At 56.7% G+C, this 22,717-nt stretch carries 23 protein-coding genes; 10 read left to right on the top strand and 13 right to left on the bottom strand.

Annotated features, from left to right (window positions below):
* The first annotated feature begins 75 nt into the window (after nucleotides 1-75).
* The 5 genes from ACEW8N_RS02190 (at nucleotide 76) to ACEW8N_RS02170 (ending at nucleotide 4,951) form a co-directional block, all read left to right on the top strand.
* On the top strand, nucleotides 76-990 hold the full coding sequence (locus ACEW8N_RS02190) for a CoA ester lyase (RefSeq protein ID WP_373498152.1): 915 nt from the start codon (nucleotides 76-78) through the stop codon (nucleotides 988-990).
* Nucleotides 991-1,169: 179 nt separating this feature from the next.
* Entirely contained in the window at nucleotides 1,170-2,075 is a 906-nt protein-coding gene (locus tag ACEW8N_RS02185) for a substrate-binding domain-containing protein (protein WP_373498151.1), read from the top strand.
* 37 nt (nucleotides 2,076-2,112) lie between these two features.
* Nucleotides 2,113-2,847 (top strand): ABC transporter permease, encoded by a 735-nt coding sequence (locus ACEW8N_RS02180; RefSeq protein ID WP_373498150.1) that lies wholly within the window; start codon nucleotides 2,113-2,115, stop codon nucleotides 2,845-2,847.
* Nucleotides 2,844-3,854, top strand: a complete 1,011-nt coding sequence (locus tag ACEW8N_RS02175) for an ABC transporter ATP-binding protein (protein ID WP_373498149.1) — start codon at nucleotides 2,844-2,846, stop codon at nucleotides 3,852-3,854. Before ACEW8N_RS02180 ends, ACEW8N_RS02175 begins: the two co-directional genes overlap by 4 nt.
* A gap of 356 nt (nucleotides 3,855-4,210) precedes the next feature.
* Nucleotides 4,211-4,951, top strand: coding sequence for a cytochrome c3 family protein (locus ACEW8N_RS02170; RefSeq protein WP_373498148.1), 741 nt, complete (start codon nucleotides 4,211-4,213; stop codon nucleotides 4,949-4,951).
* Nucleotides 4,952-5,090: 139 nt separating this feature from the next.
* Here the strand turns inward: ACEW8N_RS02170 and ACEW8N_RS02165 are convergent, their stop codons facing one another.
* From ACEW8N_RS02165 to ACEW8N_RS02105, 13 genes are all read right to left on the bottom strand, one after another.
* On the bottom strand, nucleotides 5,091-5,930 hold the full coding sequence (locus ACEW8N_RS02165; RefSeq protein WP_373498147.1) for an aminotransferase class IV: 840 nt from the start codon (nucleotides 5,928-5,930) through the stop codon (nucleotides 5,091-5,093).
* Between the two features lie 180 nt (nucleotides 5,931-6,110).
* Nucleotides 6,111-7,193 carry a hypothetical protein gene (locus ACEW8N_RS02160; protein WP_373498146.1) on the bottom strand — a complete coding sequence of 361 codons (1,083 nt, stop codon included), beginning with the start codon at nucleotides 7,191-7,193 and terminating at the stop codon, nucleotides 6,111-6,113.
* Between the two features lie 187 nt (nucleotides 7,194-7,380).
* A complete protein-coding gene (locus tag ACEW8N_RS02155; protein ID WP_373498145.1) occupies nucleotides 7,381-8,058 on the bottom strand; it encodes a DVU0298 family protein in 678 nt (225 codons plus the stop codon).
* 66 nt (nucleotides 8,059-8,124) lie between these two features.
* Complete coding sequence (locus ACEW8N_RS02150; protein WP_373498144.1) at nucleotides 8,125-8,472, bottom strand: DsrE family protein; 348 nt, start codon at nucleotides 8,470-8,472, stop codon at nucleotides 8,125-8,127.
* Nucleotides 8,473-8,517: 45 nt separating this feature from the next.
* A complete protein-coding gene (locus tag ACEW8N_RS02145) occupies nucleotides 8,518-8,706 on the bottom strand; it encodes a ferredoxin (RefSeq protein ID WP_373498143.1) in 189 nt (62 codons plus the stop codon).
* A gap of 1 nt (nucleotide 8,707) precedes the next feature.
* Nucleotides 8,708-9,901, bottom strand: a complete 1,194-nt coding sequence (locus ACEW8N_RS02140; RefSeq protein ID WP_373498142.1) for an FprA family A-type flavoprotein — start codon at nucleotides 9,899-9,901, stop codon at nucleotides 8,708-8,710.
* A gap of 144 nt (nucleotides 9,902-10,045) precedes the next feature.
* Entirely contained in the window at nucleotides 10,046-10,207 is a 162-nt protein-coding gene (gene rd, locus ACEW8N_RS02135) for a rubredoxin (RefSeq protein WP_373498141.1), read from the bottom strand.
* Between the two features lie 35 nt (nucleotides 10,208-10,242).
* Nucleotides 10,243-11,214 carry an NAD(P)H-dependent oxidoreductase gene (locus tag ACEW8N_RS02130; protein WP_373498140.1) on the bottom strand — a complete coding sequence of 324 codons (972 nt, stop codon included), beginning with the start codon at nucleotides 11,212-11,214 and terminating at the stop codon, nucleotides 10,243-10,245.
* A 147-nt stretch (nucleotides 11,215-11,361) separates the two neighbouring features.
* Complete coding sequence (gene cydB / locus ACEW8N_RS02125; protein WP_373498139.1) at nucleotides 11,362-12,390, bottom strand: cytochrome d ubiquinol oxidase subunit II; 1,029 nt, start codon at nucleotides 12,388-12,390, stop codon at nucleotides 11,362-11,364.
* A gap of 2 nt (nucleotides 12,391-12,392) precedes the next feature.
* Nucleotides 12,393-13,709 carry a cytochrome ubiquinol oxidase subunit I gene (locus ACEW8N_RS02120; protein WP_373498138.1) on the bottom strand — a complete coding sequence of 439 codons (1,317 nt, stop codon included), beginning with the start codon at nucleotides 13,707-13,709 and terminating at the stop codon, nucleotides 12,393-12,395.
* Between the two features lie 157 nt (nucleotides 13,710-13,866).
* Nucleotides 13,867-14,073: a hypothetical protein gene (locus ACEW8N_RS02115; protein WP_373498137.1), complete on the bottom strand. Its 207-nt coding sequence runs from the start codon at nucleotides 14,071-14,073 to the stop codon at nucleotides 13,867-13,869.
* A 110-nt stretch (nucleotides 14,074-14,183) separates the two neighbouring features.
* Nucleotides 14,184-14,339: a rubredoxin-like domain-containing protein gene (locus tag ACEW8N_RS02110; protein ID WP_373498136.1), complete on the bottom strand. Its 156-nt coding sequence runs from the start codon at nucleotides 14,337-14,339 to the stop codon at nucleotides 14,184-14,186.
* Between the two features lie 39 nt (nucleotides 14,340-14,378).
* Entirely contained in the window at nucleotides 14,379-14,753 is a 375-nt protein-coding gene (locus ACEW8N_RS02105; protein ID WP_373498135.1) for a desulfoferrodoxin, read from the bottom strand.
* Nucleotides 14,754-15,490: 737 nt separating this feature from the next.
* Here ACEW8N_RS02105 and ACEW8N_RS02100 point away from each other — a divergent pair.
* The 5 genes from ACEW8N_RS02100 (at nucleotide 15,491) to ACEW8N_RS02080 (ending at nucleotide 22,707) form a co-directional block, all read left to right on the top strand.
* Complete coding sequence (locus tag ACEW8N_RS02100; RefSeq protein WP_373498134.1) at nucleotides 15,491-17,404, top strand: DUF294 nucleotidyltransferase-like domain-containing protein; 1,914 nt, start codon at nucleotides 15,491-15,493, stop codon at nucleotides 17,402-17,404.
* Nucleotides 17,405-17,758: 354 nt separating this feature from the next.
* The gene (locus ACEW8N_RS02095) at nucleotides 17,759-19,390 is read left to right on the top strand and encodes an AMP-binding protein (RefSeq protein WP_373498133.1); all 1,632 of its coding nucleotides are present in this window, start codon (nucleotides 17,759-17,761) and stop codon (nucleotides 19,388-19,390) included.
* An 84-nt stretch (nucleotides 19,391-19,474) separates the two neighbouring features.
* A complete protein-coding gene (locus ACEW8N_RS02090; RefSeq protein WP_373498132.1) occupies nucleotides 19,475-20,797 on the top strand; it encodes a hypothetical protein in 1,323 nt (440 codons plus the stop codon).
* Between the two features lie 90 nt (nucleotides 20,798-20,887).
* The gene (locus ACEW8N_RS02085) at nucleotides 20,888-21,079 is read left to right on the top strand and encodes a hypothetical protein (RefSeq protein ID WP_373498131.1); all 192 of its coding nucleotides are present in this window, start codon (nucleotides 20,888-20,890) and stop codon (nucleotides 21,077-21,079) included.
* A gap of 17 nt (nucleotides 21,080-21,096) precedes the next feature.
* Entirely contained in the window at nucleotides 21,097-22,707 is a 1,611-nt protein-coding gene (locus tag ACEW8N_RS02080; RefSeq protein WP_373498130.1) for an acyl--CoA ligase family protein, read from the top strand.
* Nucleotides 22,708-22,717 lie beyond the last annotated feature (10 nt).

The raw sequence follows: 22,717 nt of genomic DNA, 5'->3' as shown, positions 1-22,717 counted from the left end.
GATCGAGTCGACATTTTTTATCTCTGCAACCAAAGTCGGGGTTTCCGCCGCAATCTTTCAGGAGAGGAATCATCCATGAAGCCGAGGCGTTCTGTTTTATCCGTTCCCGGTCATGTGGAAAAAATGCATCTCAAGGCCGGACAGAGCCATGCCGACGTGGTGATGCTCGATCTGGAGGACAGCGTCCCCGCGGACCAGAAGGATGCGGCCCGGGACCAGGTGGTCCGTTCGCTGGAGGCGATGGACTGGGGCGGGAAGGTCGTCACCGTCCGCGTCAACGGCCTGGATACCCCCTTTGCCTACCGCGATCTCCTGGCGGTTGTCGAAAGCTGCGGCGACCGGGTGGATTCGGTGGTCGTTCCAAAGGTCAACGCACCGGGAGACATCCACTTCGTGGACCGGATGATGGACGGCATTGAAATGGCCAAGGGATTTTCCAGGCGCGTCGGGATCGAGGCATCCATCGAGACCGCCCGGGGCATGGATGCCGTATCGGATATCGCAGCCGCCAGTGACCGTCTGGTCAGCCTGGTCTTTGGCATCGCCGATTATTCCGCATCCATCGGCGCCCGTCTGGTGTCGATTTCCGGTCACGGCGAGAAGGAGGAGGCGCTCTATCCTGGCCACCGGTGGCATTTTGCCCTGAGCCGCATGATCATGGCGGCCAAAGCCCGCGGCTTGATGGCCATCGACGCGCCTTACGGGAATTTTACGGACGTAGAAGGGCTGGAGCGCTCCGCCGTCATGGCCTGCGCCATCGGGTGCGATGGGAAATGGGCGATCCATCCAGGGCAGATCGAGATCGTCAACCGCGTGTTCACGCCGTCACAGGCGGATATCGATCTGGCGGTCAAGGTGCTGGATGCTTTCGGCGATGCGGCGTCCCGAGGCCGCGGGGCGGTGGCGGTGGAGGGGCGGATGGTGGACCAGGCGACGGTCCGACTGGCCCGGCAGGTGTATGACCATGCAAGGCATTTGAAATTGCTGTAGGCTTCCATAGAAACCGCCGATTTCGAATCGATACAGCAAAGGAGTATCCTTTCCCGTATGTTTGGGGTGATATTGGTTTTTTCTTTCTGATATCTATGAATCATATAAAATTTATGATATGGACGGATATCTTCGGATAAGAAACATACCTGTTACCCCGATTCGTGAAAGGAAAAAAGATGAAAAATGGATGGATCATTTGTCTGTTTTGCCTGATCGGCGCCACGGAGGGCTACAGCGCGGATAAGGTCATCAAGATGTCGACAACAACCAGCACCGAGTCCTCGGGATTGCTGGATGTACTGCTTCCGGAGCTTCAGAAGGACACCGGCATGGAGGTCAAGGTCATCGCAAAGGGAACCGGCGCCGCCATCCGGGACGGCATGGACGGCAATGTGGACGTGGTTTTTGTCCACGACATTGAGCGCGAGCGGAAATTTGTCGAGGAGGGATACGGCACCAAGCGTTATCCGGTGATGCACAATGATTTTATCCTCTTGGGGCCGAAAAATGACCCTGCCGGGGTAGGCGGCATGAAAGATGCGGTCGGCGCCATGAAAAAGATCGCCGCGGCCGGGGCCATGTTTGTTTCGAGGGGGGATGACTCCGGCACCCACAGCAAGGAGCAGGAGTTGTGGAAGGGGACGGGGCTGCCGCTGCAGACCGTGAAGCAGACGGTCTCCTCAGAGGGGAAAACCAAAGAGATCCACTTTGTCCACCCGGACGGCCTGGGAAAGTGGTATATGTCCATCGGGCAGGGGATGGGAAAGGCCCTCGTCTTTGCCGATGAAAAACAGGCCTATACCCTGGCGGATCGGGGGACCTATATCCAATATAAATTGGGGAGGAAAGAGGGGCTTGGGCTGGAGGTGTTGAGTGAAGGGGACCCGTCGCTTTACAATCCATACGGTGTCATCCCGGTAAACCCCGAAAAGTTCAAGGATTCAACTCCGCCGATACGATATGATCTGGCCGATGCCTTTGCCCGGTGGCTGGTGTCTCCCAGGGGGCAGTCCCTGATCGCCGACTACAAGGTTCACGGGCAGCAGCTTTTTTTTCCCGACGCCATCCCCAATGTCAAGTAATCGGCTTCCGAACCATTGATCCAGCCGGGGCGGCCTGATGCTGTCCCGGTTTGCCATGGATATCCTTCCTGTTATGGAATTCTTCCTGGATAGCATCGTCTCCGCGTTGATGATGATGAGGCGTCTGGATCCGGATCTCCTCAGCATTGTCGGCGTCTCCCTCAATGTGAGCATCACCGCCAGCCTGGTCTCTTCAATGATCGGAGTGCCCCTGGGAATAGGCATCGCCGTCAACCGCTTCAGGGGAAAGCGGGCGGTGATTACGGTATTGAATACCCTGCTCGCCTTGCCGACGGTGGTCATCGGCCTGTTTGTCTATGCACTGATCTCCAGAAAGGGAATTTTTGGAAATTTAGGGTTGCTTTACACCCAAAAAGCCATTGTCATAGGCCAGATCATCCTCATCATACCGATTATTACAACCTTTACGATCTCCGCCATCAGCCGGATCGACCGGCGGTATCGCTTGACCGCCATGACCCTGGGGGCGGACCGGTTTCAAACCCTGGGGATCCTGCTGATGGAGGCCCGGTTCGGGATTGTTTCCGCCGTGGTCGGGGGATTCGGGCGGGTGATTTCGGAGATCGGCATCAGCATGATGCTGGGCGGAAACGCCCGGGGATTCACCCGGACGATGACTACCGCCATGGCGCTGGAGTATGACAAGGGAGAGTTCGTTCTGGCGATTGCCCTCGGCATGATTCTGATGACCATCAGCCTCTTTATCAATGTGCTCCTGAACTATTTTCAGGGAAGGATGTCGTCGAATTGACCCTCTATTCGCTTCGAAACCTGACCAGGGTCTACGACGACCGGACCGTCCTGGATATCCCGGAGCTGTCCATGGAACAGGGGAGAATATACGGCCTCATGGGGCCCAACGGTTCCGGAAAAACCACCCTCCTTTCCATTCTGGCATTTCTCGAGAAACCCTCGACGGGCGCTGTATGGTATCATGGTCGCCCGGTGGACTTTTCAGAAAGAAGCCTTCAGCCCCTTCGCCGCGAGATCGTGCTGGTCAATCAGCACCCCATCATGTTTTCGACCACGGTCCATCGCAATGTAGAGTTCGGTCTCAAGATCCGAAAGGTTCCCAAAAAGGATCGGACCCGGATGGTCGAAGAGACCCTGGACCGGGTCGGGATGCGCCACCTGCAAAATGCACCCGGTGCCGGGCTTTCAGGCGGCGAGACCCAGCGGGTCGCCATCGCCAGGGCACTTGCCTGTTCACCCAGAGTGATCCTGTTCGACGAGCCCACGGCCAGTGTCGATGCCGGCAGTCAGGCCGCCATCGAAAGCATCATCCGCGACCTTCATGCGGATCGCCGCATTTCAATCGTCATTGCCACGCATAATCTGCTTCAGGCATCCAGGTTGGTCGAGGATCGGATTCTATTGTTCAACGGCCGCCCGGGAGCGTCGGCAAGCGATAATATTTTTTACGGAAAGGTGGTTCGCCGCAACGATCGCTGCGTTTGCCGGGTGAGCGAAGGGGCGGCTTTTCCCATTCCCCCGACCGACAGGATGTCTGTTTCGATTGCCGTCCATCCGGAGCAGATCGTGATCGTCCCTCATGGTGAGGCGCCTCCGGCCGGGGAGGGCGTCTTTACAGGGCGGATCGTTCAGATCACCGATCAGTCCGATGGAATCCGGGTAGTGGTGGATATCGGCATCCACCTGAGTGTTCTTATGAGGCGCGAGGCCTATGCGTCGCTCGGGCTTCGCGTCGGCGTGCAGATCGGGGTGTACTGTCCGGCCCATGGCATTCGAATCCTGTGAAGCGGCAGCAACCACCGCAGTCTGGCAGGCCCTGATTCCGGTCAAGACAGGGAGCAGCCTGCTGGATTCATGGGGCGCAGCGTCTCCCGCATCCCTGACATTCGGCTTGAACAGATGGCGTGTTACCTCATTCGAAAAGGGGCCGGTTCCGCAAATTCCCCCGGGTCTTTTTTCCCGAACGCTCCTGATTCGGGCGCGATAAAGTTTTTGACAAAGAAATGGTTTTATAATAAATATGGTCCTTCCATCATTGAGAAGTTTTGCCTTAAAGAGGTGCGGAATCATTCTAACCAAGAGATGGTGACCGCCGCGGGAAACCCGGGCGGAGGCCGAACGAAACAGGAGGAGGCTTGTAGATGGACAGGAAGACGTTGGCGCTAATATTGACCGAGGTTGTTTTGATTGTTGCCCTGGTGGTCGTGGTCGCAATGGATTTTAACAAGAAGCCCCATGCCGAAGGTATCGCGGATACCGCTGTTGCCGAGAAGGCGACGGAAGCCGCACCGGAAGAGGGCGTTTCCGAGGAAAAGGCCCCTGCTGCCATAGTGGCGAAGGCTGAGGAGGCCGTTGAAGAGAAAGCGCCTGAGGCGGCCGAGGCAAAAACGGAAAAGGCCGTTGAAGCCAAGAAGCCGGCCAAGGAAGAAAAGCCCGCCGAGAAAATAGAGGCCGCCAAGCCCGTCGAAAAGGCTGCGACGGCAGCAAAAGCCTCCGGCAGCGGCGTGGTTGCCGATGTCATTGCCATGAACGAGCCCGCCTATGCCAAGCATACGAAGACTATTGTGCAGTTTACCCACAAGAAGCACACCACGGAATACAAGTCTGCCTGCGGCGACTGTCATCACAATGAAAAGGCCGAGCCCCTCACCGAGCTGAAAGAAGGGGATGCCGTTCAGAGATGCATCGAGTGTCATCCCAAGGCCAGCAAGGCCCCGGCGCCAAAGAAGGGCGAGAAGATGTCCGATTCGGAAAAAATGGAATACCACGCCGAGGCGCTCCACGCCAACTGCATCGACTGCCACAAGGAACACAACAAGAAAAACAACACCAAGGCGGCCCCGACAAGCTGCGCAACGTGTCATCCAAAAGAGGCCAAGTAACTCCCTGACTCTTGCCGCGGCGGCTCCGGGGTGCTTTCGCCCGGATCCGTCGCGGTTTCCCCTCCCGCCCCGCTAAGGCCACGGGTGGCGGGATTTATCCTGAGCTTCTCTCTGTGATCCCCGGAAGGCGCTTTTCCCGTCATCCCTCCCCCATCTTCCGTTTCTCGATATAGCGGGCGACTTCCTTCGCAAACTCCCGGATGATTTTCCTGATGACGGGCGCCGCGGCCGATGGGAGCACCATCTCCCCAATGGCGGCGACCGGCAGGACATCTACGGTCGTGCCGGTGATAAATGCGCCCTCGAGATCCGGCAGGCCGCTTCGATGAATGCATTCTTCCGCCACGTCGATGCCGTTCGCGCGGCAGATATCCATCACCTTCTGGCGGGTCACGCCGAGCAGCACGCGCTGCCCCGGCGGGGTATGGAGCCTGCCGCCCTTGAGGAAAAAAAGGTTGGACCGGCTTCCTTCGGTGATGTCCCCGTTGTCGTCCAGAAGGAGGGCTTCATAGGCGGATGCCGTCGCCAGCGCGGCGCGGACCCTCTCCCTGAAAGAATCCTTAAGGGTCTTTACGTTCGGGGTTTCTCTCTCTCCCGCGAAAAGGATGGTGGCGACCCCCCGGGCGTAGGTCTCGGCATCGGGGTATTCGGTCCGGATGAAATAGACCAGGATGCGGGGCCCTCCGGCGCCGCGGGTCAGTACGATCTTGACATTGATGCGTCCGCAATGGTTTGCTCGGACCAGCCGGTCGATATCCGACAGAATCGCTTCCTCCGAAAACGCGGTGGCTGCCCCCGAAAGCCGAAGGGATTGTTTCAGGCGGGCCATATGCTCCTCGAAGAAGATCGGGACCCCGTCGATGATCTTGATGACCTCATAGATCGACGACAGGTCCATGGGGGGGATCCGTTCCTGGTCAGAGGTCGGTAGCAGTTGATGGTTCGCGATATAGTAATCGCAAAAGGCCTCTTGAATCATGCTGTTCTCTCCACGGCGCATCCTCCTTCACCCAAAGAAATATCCCGCCGGATGTGCCCGCCGGGATGGCGATCCCCGGGGGGCTGTCCGGTCAGATGGTTGTAAGGTTCTCAGAAACGGTCATAAGATTAAGACAGGATGATTCGGGGGGCAAGAAAAAGGACCCGAAGGGCGTCGGAATCAGGGTTTCGGAGAGGCGGTTTTCCTTTCCGCTGCCGGCAGGAGGCGGAGGACCCAAAGGATCGCCGCCGAGACGAGAACCAGCGACATGAAAAAGAGGATCATGGGGCCGTTTTCCTGGATCACCGAAAGGTCCCGGATGCTGAAATAGGGCTTCAGGTAGGCGGTTCGCACCAAATCGCGCATGAGGATCATGACGGCAATCAGAACGGTCACGCTCGCAACCGAAGGCCACACCTGGGACCGAATGCCATAGTAGAGTGTCTGGATGACCAGGGCGAGGGCGATCATGAACACGGCCGTGTGCAGATTTGAGTCGCCCATAAAAAGGGCCATGACGGCTTTGGGAAGGCTCATCTGGAACCAGAACCCCACCAGGATCTGGGCCAGGGTCGCCCCGGTAAACCACTGCATGCCGAGCCGGATGTTCTTGTCGGCGTCCATGGCCCCTTTTTTTTTCTTGAAGGTCCATACCGCGGCGATGAACAGCCCTCCGACAGCCAGGGAGGCGGTCATGAAATGGAGGTAGCGGGGCAGGAGCACCGCATCTTTCAGGTTGAGCAGGAAGCCGTCCGGACGGATGAAATATCTGAACCAGGATGAGGGATTGATCATCAGGGTCATGTTGTTGGACAGGACAAAGCCGATGGTCAGGAAGAGGAAGACCGCGGAACCGAGGAAGAATCTCCGGGAGCCGATCGACAGGGCATCAAATCTGGATTTGTAATAATAAGCGTTGGTGTAGGCGATGATGAGCAGCGCGACGGCGGAAAGCCAGAACACGGCCATGAGCGTCGAGCTGGTATAGACAAACTGACCATAAAGAAGCTGAAGAAACAGGAGCGGTGCGACGCCCATGTTGATGGCCAGCGCGATCACGACGGGCAGCTTTTGGGCGACATCCTTTCCGAGGGATTCGGAGGCATCTTTTTTCAGGCCTGCGATCAGGGTGATAACGCCGGTGCCGACCATGATATTCACCAGCAGGATATGAATCATGAAAAAAACATTGAGGAGGACCCAAAACAGCACGCCGGGCGCGGGGATCGGATCGGCTGTCGGAATGAGATCGAATGGATTCATATGGCAACTCCTGACGTGAGTGTCTTAGGATCGGAAACGAAATGAATTGAACAATCTCGCTTGTCTTTTGGGCCGTCTGCTGCATTGTGTCAAAGGCCGGATACGCAGCGTATGCAACCTTTGACGCGCCTTGAAGACGACATAGAATCCGGCGCAATCTTTGTCCGATTCATTTTGTTTGCGATCCTTATGTCATTGCGTTTCGAGCAAAATCTGCAACAGCCCGCTCGATGAGACAGTCGTCGATATAAATCGTTACGGTTGCGTTATCACCGGCAAGGGCTTTTATCAAGGCCTTTGTATGCGCATCGGCAATGGGGGAGAGCGCCCAGGCGGCCAGACCCCGGTGAATCGGGTCTGATGATGTCAGAAAAGGGACGAGGTGGGGCGCGACATAGGAAACCAGCCCCGCCCTGGCGTGGGTAAGCCGGCCGACGCCCCAGAGAAGTCCTCTTTGAAGCACCGGGTGTTCCAGAAAATTGCCCTCCACCATGGTGTAGGACGCCAAAATCCGATGGAACTCCTCGGCCAGGCGCTGGTTTCGGGCCATAATCTCCCCCATGGCTTCCGGGCATCCCCAACCGATGCCTCCGGACTCGTCGTTGAGCTGCCACATCATCCGTCGCAGAACGACCCTGGCGGATTCTACGGTGCCGCTGTCGGCCATTGCGGAAACCACAACCCCCATGGCGGAGACGGCCCGCCAAAACACGATGTCATCCCCGTAAAAATGGGAAAAGAGAGGACCGATAACCTGCTTGGGCGGAAAGCGGCAGATGACGTCCATAGCCTCTTCGAAGGTCTTTTCGCGCAGGAGTTTCGAGATCTCCTTTTTCAGGGCGCGGCTTCCCAATTTTTCCGGCATCACAGATCCTTCCTTGGAATCTTCCTTGTCAAAACCTGACCGGAGGGAAATGGCGGCCGAAGGCCGTCAGAAGGTGATGATTTCATAGCCATCCCGTTGGTATCGGGCCAGGCTCGGATGACCGTTCATGTCATTCAGGGGCAGCAACCCTGCAGACCGGGCGGCGTCCAGGGTCCCCATTTTTCTCGAGCACGCTTCGCACACGCCGTCCACGAGGCCCGCCTTCTTGACTTTTTCCCAGAGGGCGTGAAGGGGATGATCCGCAGCGTCAAGCTCCGGTACCAGGCGGGTTGCGGCACCCTCCACCACGATCCTCACCTCATCCCCTTTGGCCTTCATGTCCAGGGCATTCAGCAGCACATGGATAAAACACATGGCATCCCCGTTGAACACAAACAGGGCGTTTTTTTTCATGGGTCATCACCTCGCGAGGTTGATGCGGGGGCTGGCCCCGCCGGTTTATTCCTCCCAGGAGATGCAGTCCTGGGGGCAGAGTGCGATGGCTTCGTCGACTTCAGCCTCGGGATAGGATTCCAGGTCCGCCACCTGAATGAATCCCAGGTCGTTCATGCTGAAAACGGACGGGCTGACCTCGATGCAGGCACCGCAGCCATTGCAGGCACTCAGATCAATTACAGGCCTTTTCATATTACCTGCGGGTCTCCTTGATGACTGCCGCGATCTGACGGCCGAAGGCCACGCATTTTTCAAGTGCGTCATCATCGGGGACATATTGGTGTTTGAGACCGGGGGTGATCAGGTCGAATTTCATGTCGGCCAACTCCTGCTCCAGGATTTTGACGGATTCACCGCTCCATCCGAACGAGCCGAAGGCCGCGGCGATCTTGTTCTGGGGCTTGAGTCCCTTCATATAGGTCAGAAAATCGGCCACGGTCGGGAAAATGCCGTTGTTCAGGGTGGGGGAGCCCACCACCACCGCTTTGGCGTCGCAGATCTCGGTCATGATATCACTGCGGTCGTACTCCCGAAGCTTCATGGGGCGGACATCGACGCCCTCCAGGTGGAGGCCGTCAGCGATGGCAAGGGCCATGAGTTCAGTGCTGTGCCACATGGTATCGTAAACCACCACGGCTTTGTTTTCCAGGTCTTCCTGCCGGCTCCATCTGGCGTAAGCGTCGATGATGGTGGAGGGATTCCGCCAGAGCACCCCGTGGTCCGGACAGAGCATGTTGATCTCCAGGCCCATGCCCACCACCTTGTCGATGAGCTTGAGAATCAGGGGGGCATAGAGCAGCAGGATGTTGGCGAAGTATTTTTTGGCGTGAGACATGATCTTTTCACCGACCACATCGTCGAACTGCTCATGGCCGGCGTAATGCTGACCAAAAGCGTCGCTGGAAAACAGAATCTTGTCTTCCTTCAGATAGGTGAACATGCTGTCCGGCCAGTGCAGCATTCGGGTCTCGATAAAACTGAAGGTCTTGTCTCCCAGAACGAGGTCTTCGCCTTCCTTGATCGCCTGGAAATTGAAGGTTTCCGAAAAATGGCGGGAGAGGTTCTTTTGCCCCATGCTGGAGCAGTAGACGGGTTTTTCCTTCCCCACTTTTCCCATGATGTAGGGCAGCGCCCCGCTGTGATCCATCTCCGTGTGGTTGCTGATCACGACGTCGATCTTGGCGGGGTCCACAATTCTTGCGATGTTCCTGAGCAACTGGTCGGCAAAGTTTTTCTTGACCGTATCGATCAGGACGATTTTTTCACCGACGACCAGAAAGGCATTATAGCTGGTCCCCATGTGTGTTGAGTAACCATGGAAATCCCTGATAGTCCAGTCGATGACGCCTACATCGTAAATTCCTTTGGCAATTTCAACGGGTTTCATTGGTCTTCCTTAATGTTGCAGTGTTACGGATGATCGGATGCAGCGATAGCGACGAAAAAAGGTAAATGCCCTTTTTGCCATTCGGTCCGGCGAAAAGGGCATTGTGCTCTAGAAGATTAAACGTGTAGAAGGCGATGTCAACCGTTATTCTTCGACCTCGAAATCACCTTTGCCTGCACCGCAGATGGGGCATTCCCAGGTGTCCGGGACTTTCTCGAACGCCGTTCCGGGGGGCACGCCGTTGTCGGGGTCCCCCTCGGCGGGGTCATAGACATAGCCGCAAATCGTACAAACGTATTTCTTCACTGGTACCTCCTGTCATTTAGAGTTAAACATCCGGGTTACGACTTCAACTGTCCGATCAAATCCGAGACGCGCTTCTCGATCTCGTCCCGAAGGCTCCGCATCGCCTCGATATCCAGGCCTTCCGGGTCCGGCAGGTCCCAATCGACCCGCACCGCATTCGGCGCGGACGGGATATCGCCGCACCCCATGGCGACGATCATATCGGGCGGGCCGGCTTCAAGGGCCGTATCAATGGATTCGGGAATTCGAAACCCCATATCGATGCGCTTCTCAGCCATAACCGCCTCCATGAGGGGATCGATTTTTTCCGCAGGACGGTCGCAGCCGATCAGGGCATCGATCTTTTCGCCGCCCAGCATCTGTGCAAAGGCGCCGGCCATCTGGTTCCGGGCGGAGCCCCGCCCCCCGGCGAAGAGAATTTTACGGCGGCCGACATATGGCTTGAGCAGGTCGCCGACCGCAGCGGCGACATCCCCACGAACGGAAGGATGGCGCTCCATGTCCCCCCTGTGCTCGATCTGCCAGTAATACAGACTGCCCGAATAACGGGCGCCCACAGCGTCAAAAAAATATTTGGCCGTCAGGTCGACGCCCAGAAAGAGGTTCTTGCCCTTTGTGGCGCCCTGGGAAAGCATGAATCCCCGGCGGATTCCGCGTTTGGGGTCGGTCAGCTTCAGGCGGTAATTGCGCGCCCAGAGGGTCTGGGACCGGTCGATCAGGGCCTTGAGCTGGGCGGTGACGTTGTAAAAGAATACAGGGGATGCCGGCACGACCACATCGGCCTTCCGGAGCAGGGGGTATATTTCGGGATCCATGTCGTCCTGGATGGGGCAGAATCCCTTTTTTTCGCAGGTGGTGAACTCTTTGCAGGGTTCGATATGCTTCTGGCAGACGTTCACCATATGGGTTTGGGCGCCGTATTTCCGGGCTTCTTCCAGGAAAAGCGACAGCAGGAATTCCGTGTTGCCCTTTTTTCGTGGGCTCCCCTGTAGTCCAAGTACCAGCATGATAGGGCATCCTTAAGGTTACCGTCCGTCTGCTGAAGCGCGCCGTGGTTCTGACAACACCGGTCTTTTCCCTCGAAGCGCTGGGGCAATCCGGCGGCAGAGGGGCATTCATCGCATGATGCCTCGACCGCCCGGATGGCCGTCTCCCTAATAAGCTTCTTCCGAAGCCAGATCTTCCTTCGTCACCTTGCCCTTGAACAGGGTGTAGGCCCAGACCTGGTAGGCCAGAATGATCGGCAAGAAGATGATGACCACGGTCAGCATGATCTTGAGGGTCAGGGGGCTGGATGAGGAATTGAACGCCGTGATGCTGGCCGCGCTGTCGACGCTGGATGGCAGCATGTTGGGGAACAGACCGATGATGCCGAAAAAGGTGCAGCAGAGGATGGCCAGGGCGGATGAGAACCAAGCCGTGAAATAGGCCTTTTTGATCAGGAACCATTTCACCTGGATAAAGGCTGCCAGGTTGATCACCACGAGCAGGAACAGGATCGGATTGGCGTAATAGTTGTCGTACAGCCGGGTCTCGAATTTGGAGGCGATCAGGAAGAGGAGGGCCGCCGCAACGAGGATCCACCAGAGGCCGTGGGCCGTGAGGACCGCGCGCTCATGCAGGTCGCCGTCGGATTTGATGGCGAGCCAGAGGGCGCCGTGCTCCAGGAAGAGGAGCAGGAAGAGAACCCCGCCCAGCAGGCCGTAACCGTTCAGGAGGCTGAACAGATTACCGTGGTACAGGCCGGCGGCGTCGATGGGAATGCCTCTGAAGAAATTGGCGAATGCGACGCCGAACAGCACCGCGGGAGCCGCGCTGCCGAAGAAGACGCAGAAATCCCAGATCTGCCGCCACATCGGGTGCTCCACCTTTCCCCGAAACTCCAGAGCCACCCCCCTCAGGATGAGGGCAAAGAGAATCAGCATCAGGGCTGAATAAAGGGATGAAAACATGGTGGCATACAGGATCGGGAAGGCAGCGAAGGTGACCCCGCCCGCAGCGATCAGCCAGACCTCGTTCCCGTCCCAGAAGGGGCCCATGGCGTTCAGCATGACGCGTTTTTCAGTGTCATTTTTGGCGAGGAACGGCATCAGGGTGCCGATGCCAAAATCAAAACCGTCCGTGATGAAAAAGACCGCCCACAGCAGCCCCCAAAGAAAAAACCATGTGATCTGAAGTTCCATGCTTACACCTCTCCTTCGACCAGTGCCGGTCCCTTTATCGCATTTTGAGCCATCAGATAGAATCCCGCCGCACCCAGCAGACCGTACACCAGCAGAAAACCGGCGAGGGATATTGCAACCTGGACCGAATCCACGGGCGAGGCGGCATCCGCGGTTTTCATCATGCCGTAGACGATCCACGGCTGGCGCCCGACTTCGGCCAAGATCCAGCCCAGTTCGTTGGCGATATACGGCAATGGAATGGAAAACATCATAATTTTAAGATAGAGGCTGGATTCTGCCAGGCGGTTTCGAAGCAGCAGGCCGACCGAGGTGATCAGGATAAAATAGGTGCCGAGCCCCACCATTCCCTTGAACGCAAGGGAGGAGATGAGCACCGGCGGCCGTTCTTCCTTGGGGAAGTCCTTGAGGCCCCTGACCTCGGCATCAACATTCTTGAAGGCGAGAAAGCTGAGGAGACCGGGTATTTTTCCGATTTCGATCAGGTTGCCTTCTTTTTCTTCATCCGGAATGGAAAAGAGGTAGACAGGCGCCTTGGGCTGCGTTTCCCAGAGGGTTTCCATGGCGGCGAGCTTGGCCGGCTGAACCTCTGCGACGTGGGCGGCATGGAAGTCTCCCTGAACCGCGACGAGCACCGATGCCGCAAATCCCGTGATCAGGGCTATTTTAAAGGAGCGGGTAAAAAAATCGACCTGCTGTTTTTTCAGCAGATGGTATGCGCTGATGCCCATGACAAAGAAGGCGGTCAGGACAAAGGCCCCCGCGATGACATGGAGGAAGATCATCCAGCCGAATTTATTGAAGACGACCTGGAAAAAGCTGACCAGCTCCGCCCGTCCGTTTTGGATGTCGAAACCCACGGGGTGCTGCATCCAGCCGTTTGCGATGAGAATCCATATCGCCGACAGCGTGGAGGCGCCTGCGATGAGCCACATGACGGTTGCGTGAGCCTTTTTGGAAAGCTTGTTCCATCCGAAGACCCAGACGCCGATCATCGTGGATTCGAGGAAGAAGGCCGCAGTGGCCTCAATGGCCAGGAGGGAGCCGAAAATATCGCCTACGTAGGCCGAATAGACGGACCAGTTGGTGCCGAACTGAAATTCCAGGGTGATTCCCGTGACGACGCCCACCACAAAGTTGATCAGAAACAGCTTTCCCCAGAACTTGGTCATCGCCAAATAGGTTTCATCCCCGGTCCTGACGTATTGCGTTTCCATATATGCCACAAGGGTGGAGAGCCCTATTGTCAGCGGGACAAACAGAAAATGGAAGATGGTTGCGGCAGCGAACTGCAGGCGCGAAAGCAGCACTACATCCATAGTTTCTCCTTAAAAGATCAAGAGGTTAAATATTATCCGCAAGAGGTTCTGAAAAGGCTTTTAATCAGTGGACCACCCGCCTTGCCGCGGCCGGGAGGGCAGCGGCGGGCGGATGGTCGCGATTAAGGAAGATGGAACGGTGCTCCCATCCGGTCGGCTACCGGGGGTCATCCGATTTTGCCGAGCCTTCGAGTGCACATTGGGTGAAATCGATCTTTTTGCCGCACTTGTCGCAGGTATGGGCCCGATCGAACTCATCCGAGAAGATCTCCTTGACTTCTCCGCATTCGGGGCATTTGCAGGCAAAAGACTGAAGGTTTTTGAATTGCTCGAATCCCGGGCAGTGCTGAGGGGTATTGGTCATGTCGCTCTCCTGGGTTAGTTGTAAAGGTTGAGATCAAACATCCGGCGATCGGGGTCCGCGAAGCGTCATCTCCGCAGCGGAACCGACAGGTCCGCCATGGACGGCCTGGATCATTTGATCCGCTTGTCCACACCCTCTTTGGAACAATCCGGCGTGTAGCAGGTATTGTTCAGAAACTCACACGATTGATTGCAATTGGGGCATTTCTCGGGAGGCCCTTCGGCCTGGATCGTATACCCGCAATTCTGGCATTTCCAAATGGTCATGGGGTCGCCTCCATCATCTTGCCGCATGCGCCGGCAGGATCAGGCCTTCCAGAGTCCGTGAAGGTTGCAGTATTCCCGAGCGGTTACCTGGGTCGCGGCCACGCAGAACACGGCTTCGGGGGCCTGTCCGGGTTTGAGGAACTGGCGGTAGGCGATGCCGTCTGCGATGAGCTCGATCCACTGGATGTAATGTTTTTCCTCCATGGGATGGGCCACGCTTCCAACGGTCACCTTGAAACCGCCCTCCACCTTTGCGATGACGGGCACATGTTTTTCCTTGGCCGCGTCCACCGTATTTTCGGTCATCAGTTTCATCGGCGCGCCGCAGCAGACCAGTTCACCGGCGCCGCCCTCCAGAACCTCAACGATATTTCCACATGCCTCACATTTGTATACTTCCAGCCTCTTTGCCATTATCTCTCCTTTCTCTTTGGGTAGGGATGGAAATTCCGCGGTATTCCATCGCGGGATTTCATGAGATGCACTGTGTCGTGCACCGCTGAAAACGGTTGTCGCCGGCAAAGAAAATATTCCACAGTGCCGAACAAAGACGCGCCCAATGCTTTTCTTGACGGTTCCGCAAAAATCCGACAGCCGGCTGAGTCGCGTCCTTTGTCATTTCGGCCCACTGTGACGACCCATGGCTATTTCGGGATTCGCAAGCCTTGAGCAGGATCGCTGCTGCGAAACCGTCTGCAGGCGGCTCGATTGCGAAACCTTCTTTTCCGGGCCTTTTTGCCTATTGGATTTGGTATCTTTTTACATTTTATTGGTTGACGTTGTAAAGCGCTTTGTTTCATATTGGAGCACTATCATATACCATCTCTGTAAAATTTTTCAAGGCGTGATGGCAGCGCCGTTTTTTCTCAAATGACAGCAGGGGGCATAACCCATCAAACCCCACTTTAAGGATCTGAGCTGTCTTCTGCGTTGCGCCAAAGGCCGAATCCGTAAAGTATGCAACCTTTAACGCGCCTTGAAGACGACCCAACATCCGGCGCAATCTTTGTCCAATTAATTTTGTTTAGGATCCTAAATAAGAACAGTTCCTAACTAACAAAGATCTCGCTGATTTTCAAGATATTCATTTTGACATGGAAATTTCAATGTGCCTCCCTGACAGAAGGGGGCATGCATAAGGTGTGCGGCGTATGAACGGGGAAGACATTTACGGGACGTTGACCAGAACGGATCCTTTTGGAATACTGGAGCCGGAGGTTTTGCGGGAACTCGGCGAAAAGATAGAGATGAAGGTCTATGCGGCCAATACCTATGTTTTCAAGACCGGAATGCAGAGCCTCGACGCGCTGTTCATCATCCATTCAGGCCTTGCGGAAATGATCGTCGTCGATGACAAGGGGCTGGAGATGGTGATCGGCTTGAGGCGGCCCTTTGATTTTTTCGGGGAGACCGTCGTCCTGTCCCAGCAGCGATACCCCGGCGCGATCCGGGCCAAGGAGCAGTTGGTATGCTGTCTCGTCTATCGCAGGGATCTGGAAAAACTGATCTACGACTATCCGGAGTTCTGCGGATTCTTCAACGTCCTGCTGGCCGAGAGGATGCGGCTGTTGTACGAGGCGCTGGTGGATGAGCGCTCCAAGGGGGGATATTCTGGGATCAGTCAAATGGAGCCCGAGCTTTTCAGAAAGCGGGTCAGCGAGGTGATGGCCTATCCGCCCATCACCTGCCGAACGGAGGATCTGGTGGCGACCGTTTCGAACGTCATGGCGGAAAGGGATATCAATGCCATTGTCGCCCTGGACCGGGAGAATCGGCCGAGAGGGATCCTGACGGAAAAAAATCTGGTCAAATACCTCATCGCCAAACAGACCTATCCGGTGGAGACCTGCAGGGTCGAGAATGTCATGTACAGCAACCTGGTTGAAATCAGCCCCCATGCCTTCATTGGTCAAGCCCTGGTGGCTATGATGCGCAGCAAGACCAAAAACCTCATCGTGATGGAGCGGGGCGAACTCGTGGGGGTGGTCACCCTGGTGGATCTGATCAAAACCCAAAGCGCGGGGACCCTGCTCATGACCCGGGACATCGAATCCCAGCCCGATATCCGGGGGCTTGCGGTGGTCAGTCGGGAAATCGGCAGCATCCTGGGGGCGATGATCGAGGAGAACGCCACCATGACCGAGATTTTTGACGTGATGTCTGAACTCTACGAGCGCATGAGCCGCCGGGTCATCCAGCTTTCCGAGGAGCGGATGAAACTGGACGGATGGGGGCCGCCTCCGGTGGAATATTGCCTCATCAATATGGGAAGCGCCGCGCGCTACGAACAGCCGCTTCTGACGGGCCAGGCGAACGCCATTGTGTACGCCGATCCGAAAGACGGCGAGGCCTCCGGGGTTGACGCCTATTTCGCGGCCCTATCCGAAATCATCGTGGATGGTCTTGCCCAGTGCGGTTTTGAAAGGTGCGATCAGGAGATCATGGCTGTTAATCCGTATTGGCGGCGCTCCATCGGCGGTTGGATGGCGCTGATCCGCCAGTGGACCGAACAATCCGACAGGGACCTGGACAAAGCCGTGCTCAATCTCTTTGACGCCAGGCCGTTATGGGGAAACATGGCTCTGGCCGAAACGCTGTTGGGAGGGCTGGTCCATGCGGTGGAAAGCCGGTCGGGGAAGAAGCTTTTCAGCACTGACACGGCCGTCGAGTATCATCCGCCCATAAGCTACCTCGGCACATTCATCACCGAGAGAGGCGGACTTCACAACAATGAGATCAACCTGAAATCGTCGGCGATCATGCACATGGTCAACGGCGTGCGGCGATTGGCCGCCAAAAGCCGCATCACAGAGCCGTCGACGTTGGGGCGGCTCGACCGCCTTGTCGACGCCGGCGTGATTTCTGATAAGGACGGAGAGATTTTCCGCAGGAGTTTCCAGGATTTGATGATGCTCAACATCCGGGAAAACCTGAAGGAGATCAAGCAGGAAAAGCGGCCCGACAACTATATCGATCCCTACAGCCTGAGAAAAAAGGAGCGGGTTGCATTGAAGGATGCCCTCGCGGGCGTATCCCTGCTCCTGACGATGATCCACGACGAGTGATCGGATCCGGGACCGGGCGCCCTTCACCATAAATGATCGTCTCATTTTGATCGTCTTGCCTATCTTTAGAATCCCGTTCATTTTGTAGAGAGACAGCAAAAATACATTGACAAGCATGCGCACAACCGGCTACAATGCTTTCCGAAATAAAATCGAGCGCTCGATCAGAAACTGGGTCGGGCGTGTTTTTTATTTTCCCTGAAAATGAGTGATCGCTCGATCGATTTTTTTTTTCTTTCAGGGAGAGTCCGAATTCAGTGCCCTGAGAACGCCCTTCGTCGCGAACACTGCTGTTCCATGAGGCAGGCGATGGAGTGCCGTTCGGGCGCCATGCAGTCACAAGGGGAGCCTTTCATGATGCCGACGAACAATATGGAGGATTATGAGAAAGCCTACGGTTCGTTTCGGTACGAGGTTCCTGAATATTTCAATTTTGCCGGTGACGTGATCGACAAATGGGCGGAAGATGCCAACAAACTCGCCATGTGGTGGGTGGACGATGCCGGTGTCGAGGTGAAGCGAACCTTCCGTGAGTTGAGCGCCGCCTCAAAAAAACTGGCAAACGTACTGGCCGCCCAGGGCATCCGGAAGGGCGACATGGTGATGCTCATCCTGCCCAGGGACATCGCCTGGTGGGTGGCGGTCACCGCGTGCATCCGCATGGGTGCCGTCGTGTCGCCGGGGACGACGCAGCTCACCCCGAAGGACTTGGCCTTCCGGGCCAATAAGGCCGAATCTGTCTGTATCCTGGCGAATCCGGATGTTGCTGAAAAATTCGACAAGGTCGCGGATGAGTGCCCCACCGTCAAATCCAAAATCATCATCACCAAACCCCGCGACGGGTGGCTTTTTTACGACGAAATCGTCTCAGGTGCATCCGAAGATTTTGAAACGGCCAAAACCCTGAGCCAGGACGGCTGTATCGTCTATTTTACCTCGGGCGCCACCGGGTTCCCCAAAATGGCGCTCCATACCCACGCTTCCTATCCCATCGGTCATTTTACCACGGGCAAGTATTGGCTGGACCTCCGAAAAGACGACCTTCATTGGAACATCAGCGATTCCGGATGGGCCAAGGCCGCATGGAGCAGCTATTTTGGTCCATGGATCTGCGGCGCGGCCCAGTTCATCCACCAATGCGACCGATTTGACCCTGTCAAGACGCTCGATCTGCTGGCCAGGTATCCCGTGACCACCCTCTGTGCCGCACCGACCGTCTACCGAATTCTCATCATGCAGGACCTGAGCCGATTCTCTTTTCCAACCCTCCGCCACTGTGCCGCAGCCGGCGAACCGCTGAACCGCGAGATCATCGAAGTCTGGAAAAAAGCCACGGGCTGCACCATCCGGGATGGATACGGCCAGACCGAAACGGTCCTGCTGTGCGGCTCCTTCCCCTGCATCGAGCCTCGGTTCGGCTCCATGGGGAAGCCGTCGCCCGGGGTGGATCTCCGTGTCATCGACGATGATGGCCATGTCCTGCCCCCCAACACGGAGGGGGACATCGCCCTTCGAGTCAGACCGAACCGCCCGTTGGGACTTTTCAAGGAATACTGGAAGGAGGCGGATCGCACGGTAACGGTTTACAAGGGCGATTGGTACCTCACGGGAGACCGGGCCTATGTGGATGAGGATGGGTATTTCTGGTTCGTGGGTCGATCCGACGACGTGATTCTGACCTCAGGCTACCGCATCGGACCCTTCGAGGTGGAAAGCGCGCTCGTCGAACATCCCGCCGTCGCCGAATCGGCCGTTGTCTCCAGCCCGGACAAAACCCGGGGCGAGGTGGTGAAGGCCTTCATCATCCTGACCCACGGGTACACGGGGAGCGACGCACTCGTCAAGGAGCTGCAGGACCATGTCAAGAAGGTCACCGCACCCTACAAATATCCCCGAAAAATAGAATTTGTCGATTTCCTGCCGAAAACGATCAGCGGCAAAATCCGCAGGATCGAGCTAAGGAGCCGGGAATGGCGAAGATCGTAATACAGTTGTAGGTTTTTATTAACCATGGGTGATCCGAAGGTTGGGCCGCCCGGAAGCTTTTCATTCCAATCAAGGGAGGATGGTATGTCGCAAGCAGGTGTTATCCAATCTGGAAGTTCGGTAAAAACAGGCGCAGCAAAAGCGGCCGCTCACGGGGAGCTGACAGCCCGGTGGGGCCAACCGCTGACCGGCATCATCTCACTGGTCTCTTTCACGGTGATCGCCTGGGTACTCTGGTATATCTTCAGCGATCCCCGGGGTCCGGTGGCTTCGTTCCCCTACCCATTTGTCATGTATCTGGCCATGATGATTCTGGTGGGGCTCTATCAGCACATGTTTCTCGGTGACTGGCCTTTTGAAAAACTGCCCCAGCCGACCCGGGGGATTGTCCAGACCATCATCAACCTGGTGCTCGTCTGGTTCATGATCCATGTCGTTTTTTACAGGATCTTCGGGGCGGGATTCAATTTTTTGAGCCAGAGCAACCTGGAGGCCCTGGCGGCGGCCGGCCAGACCGGCGCTGTGGATCTCGCCACCATGGAAGCCAAGCATTTCGCTGAAAGTGCCGTGGTCTGTTTCGTGCTGATCGGCTTTTACAGCTACCCCTTTGTCACCATCCTCTTCGGGAAATGGCCCATCCGGCCGAGCGACCTTCCCCAGCCCCAGGCGGGATTGGCTGAAATCGGCTGGTGTTCCATGTGGACCCTGATTTTCTATACGGTCCTGATCGTTCCCTTTTGGGGCCAGGTCTTCGGAACGGCCCTGGGAAGCTCCTACGGCCTGAATACGCCCTGGTGGGGCGGCATTTCCGGAATTACCCATGTCCATTGGGTGTTCGGCTGGTGGGAGTGGATGATCATCGTCCTGTTCATGACCCCCAACGTATGGCGGATGAAACCCTGGAGCCTCATCACCCTGCCCCAGCCGTGGAAGGGGGTGATCTCCTTTGTGATCAATTTCTGTCTGGCCTACCTCATCGCCCTTCTCTGCGTCAAGATCGCGCCCTTGTGGCTGCCCAGTGACGTCCTTCATCACCTGCAGGAGGCGAAACCCGAGAACGCCGAACTGATCCGGTTCCTCTGGTATCACGCCGCGGAAATCGCCGGTTTCACCCTGATTCCCTTCCTGGCCTGGCACCATTATTTCGACGATATGGTCCCCATGGCGGACAAGGATTCCTGGGCGGCCTTCTGGTTCAGAACCGTGGGCGTTCTGGTCTTCTGCGCCATCAACTACGTGATTTTCTATTACGTCGGATGGGGTGATTGGGGCCTGGGCAATCCTCACTGGGCGCATAAATTCGTCGACGGGGAGTCCCTCGTCTGGAACTTCTGGTGGATCATTCCGCTGCTCTGGAACGAATGGTTCTTCCACAAATGGCCGTTCTATACCCACGAAGGCCATTAATAGTCCGTTGGTTGTTGCCGCCGGACCGGTTTTGCGGCCGGCGGCTTCCCCCCGAAACTTTGATGCAATCCTTTATCAAGGAGGAATACGATGACCCTGGAAGAGATCAAACAAGCCATCATGAAGTTGAGCCCGGCCGACCAGAAACACCTGATCGTTGAGGTTATTCCCGCCATCTGGGGCGAGGCCTGCAAGGATGAAGAGTGCCTGCTCAAAATCCGCCACCTGGTGGATGAGGACACCGTGAAGCAATATCGCAAACAGCACATGAACGGCATCTAGCCGAGAGGAAGATATTCATGTCCGATAAAAGCGTCTATTATGACATCTTAACCCCGGTTCATTTCATCAGCCGGTCCGCGGCGGTCTATGATGATAAGACTGCGGTGATTTACGGGGATAAAAAATACTCCTACACGGAGTTCTACCATCGGGTGAACCGGTTGGCGAGCGGCCTCAAAAAGATCGGCATCGGCAAGGGCGACAAGGTGGCATTCATCTGCCCCAACATCCCGCCCATGCTGGAGGCCCATTATGCCGTTCCCATGATCGGGGCGGCCCTGGTGAGCATCAACATCCGCCTGTCCGCCAAAGAGATTGCCTATATCATCGACCATTCGGACGCCAAGGCCGTTTTCGCGGACAACGAATTCGCGGGCCTCGTGGCGCCCGTAACGGGCGATCTCCCCAAGGTCAAGACCTACGTCAACATCTGCGACATCAGCAAGGACCGGCCCCTCGACGGCATGGAATACGAGGAGTTCCTGGCCTCCGGCTCACCCGACCCCATCGTGCCGGATATCGATGACGAGTACCAGATCATGACCATCAACTATACCTCCGGCACCACCGGGCTGCCCAAGGGCGTCATGTATCACCACCGGGGCGCCTATCTGAACGCCTTGGGCGAGCAACTGGAGTTCGGCACCAACAGCCGGTCGATCTATCTCTGGACCCTCCCCATGTTTCACTGCAACGGCTGGTGTTTCACCTGGGGCATCACGGCCATGGGGGCGACGCACCTCTGTCTGCGGAAGGTGGTCCCGGAGGAGATCTACCGCCTGATCAAGGAAGGGGGCGTGACCCACCTCTGTGCGGCGCCGACGATTTTGATCGGCATGTCCACCTACGCCACCCAGCATAACATCAAGCTCGATCATCGCCTTGAGATCATGACGGCCGGTGCGCCGCCGGCGCCGACCGTCATCCAGAACATGGAGAATATCGGGGCCAATATCACCCAGACCTATGGGTTGACCGAGGTGTTCGGCCCCCACAGCGTCTGCCAGTGGCAGGCAAAATGGGACCATCTTCCCCTTGAGGAAAGGGCAAAGATCAAGGCCCGCCAGGGCGTCCCGTTCATCATCGCCATGTACATGGACGTTGTGGACCCCGTGACGATGCAGCCGGTTCCCAGGGACGGCCAGACCATCGGCGAGATCGTCATGCGGGGCAACAACGTGATGCTGGGCTATTACAAAGATCCGGAGGCGACTGCGGAGGCCTTCAAGGGCGGGTGGTTCCACAGCGGCGATCTCGCGGTCATGCATCCCAACAATTACGCCCAGATCATGGACCGGAAAAAAGACATCATCATCAGCGGCGGTGAGAACATCTCCACCGTCGAGGTGGAAAACGTTCTCTACAAGCACCCCGATGTCATGGAGGTCGCCGTGGTCTCCGTCCCCGACGAAAAATGGGGAGAGGTGCCCAAGGCCTTCGTCGTTTCGAAGCCCGGCACCAATCCTACCGCGGAAGACATCATCAATTTCTGCAAGGAGCACCTGGCGCGCTTCAAGGCACCGAAAACCGTGGAATTCGGGGAGCTTCCCAAAACCGCTACCGGCAAGATCCAGAAATTCAAGCTGAGGGATAAGGAGTGGAAAGGCCGGGATAAAAAGGTGAACTGAGCCCGTTCCT

The sequence above is a fragment of the Desulfococcus sp. genome (assembly GCF_041737845.1).
Lineage (GTDB): Bacteria > Desulfobacterota > Desulfobacteria > Desulfobacterales > Desulfococcaceae > Desulfococcus.
The sequence above is the reverse complement of the archived record's forward strand: the minus strand, read 5'-3'. Positions and strand labels throughout refer to the sequence as shown.

Excerpts from the sequence above, each read along its gene's own strand:
- ACEW8N_RS02110 (WP_373498136.1), bottom strand. The coding sequence starts at position 14,339 with ATGACCATTTGGAAATGCCAGAATTGCGGGTATACGATCCAGGCCGAA.
- ACEW8N_RS02150 (WP_373498144.1), bottom strand. The coding sequence starts at position 8,472 with ATGAAAAAAAACGCCCTGTTTGTGTTCAACGGGGATGCCATGTGTTTT.
- ACEW8N_RS02190 (WP_373498152.1), top strand. The coding sequence starts at position 76 with ATGAAGCCGAGGCGTTCTGTTTTATCCGTTCCCGGTCATGTGGAAAAA.
- ACEW8N_RS02145 (WP_373498143.1), bottom strand. The coding sequence starts at position 8,706 with ATGAAAAGGCCTGTAATTGATCTGAGTGCCTGCAATGGCTGCGGTGCC.
- ACEW8N_RS02185 (WP_373498151.1), top strand. The coding sequence starts at position 1,170 with ATGAAAAATGGATGGATCATTTGTCTGTTTTGCCTGATCGGCGCCACG.
- ACEW8N_RS02130 (WP_373498140.1), bottom strand. The coding sequence starts at position 11,214 with ATGCTGGTACTTGGACTACAGGGGAGCCCACGAAAAAAGGGCAACACG.
- ACEW8N_RS02160 (WP_373498146.1), bottom strand. The coding sequence starts at position 7,193 with ATGAATCCATTCGATCTCATTCCGACAGCCGATCCGATCCCCGCGCCC.
- ACEW8N_RS02090 (WP_373498132.1), top strand. The coding sequence starts at position 19,475 with ATGTCGCAAGCAGGTGTTATCCAATCTGGAAGTTCGGTAAAAACAGGC.
- cydB (WP_373498139.1), bottom strand. The coding sequence starts at position 12,390 with ATGGAACTTCAGATCACATGGTTTTTTCTTTGGGGGCTGCTGTGGGCG.
- ACEW8N_RS02100 (WP_373498134.1), top strand. The coding sequence starts at position 15,491 with ATGAACGGGGAAGACATTTACGGGACGTTGACCAGAACGGATCCTTTT.
- ACEW8N_RS02140 (WP_373498142.1), bottom strand. The coding sequence starts at position 9,901 with ATGAAACCCGTTGAAATTGCCAAAGGAATTTACGATGTAGGCGTCATC.
- ACEW8N_RS02115 (WP_373498137.1), bottom strand. The coding sequence starts at position 14,073 with ATGACCAATACCCCTCAGCACTGCCCGGGATTCGAGCAATTCAAAAAC.
- ACEW8N_RS02180 (WP_373498150.1), top strand. The coding sequence starts at position 2,113 with ATGCTGTCCCGGTTTGCCATGGATATCCTTCCTGTTATGGAATTCTTC.
- ACEW8N_RS02165 (WP_373498147.1), bottom strand. The coding sequence starts at position 5,930 with ATGATTCAAGAGGCCTTTTGCGATTACTATATCGCGAACCATCAACTG.
- ACEW8N_RS02085 (WP_373498131.1), top strand. The coding sequence starts at position 20,888 with ATGACCCTGGAAGAGATCAAACAAGCCATCATGAAGTTGAGCCCGGCC.
- ACEW8N_RS02080 (WP_373498130.1), top strand. The coding sequence starts at position 21,097 with ATGTCCGATAAAAGCGTCTATTATGACATCTTAACCCCGGTTCATTTC.
- ACEW8N_RS02105 (WP_373498135.1), bottom strand. The coding sequence starts at position 14,753 with ATGGCAAAGAGGCTGGAAGTATACAAATGTGAGGCATGTGGAAATATC.
- ACEW8N_RS02120 (WP_373498138.1), bottom strand. The coding sequence starts at position 13,709 with ATGGATGTAGTGCTGCTTTCGCGCCTGCAGTTCGCTGCCGCAACCATC.
- ACEW8N_RS02095 (WP_373498133.1), top strand. The coding sequence starts at position 17,759 with ATGATGCCGACGAACAATATGGAGGATTATGAGAAAGCCTACGGTTCG.
- ACEW8N_RS02170 (WP_373498148.1), top strand. The coding sequence starts at position 4,211 with ATGGACAGGAAGACGTTGGCGCTAATATTGACCGAGGTTGTTTTGATT.
- ACEW8N_RS02155 (WP_373498145.1), bottom strand. The coding sequence starts at position 8,058 with ATGCCGGAAAAATTGGGAAGCCGCGCCCTGAAAAAGGAGATCTCGAAA.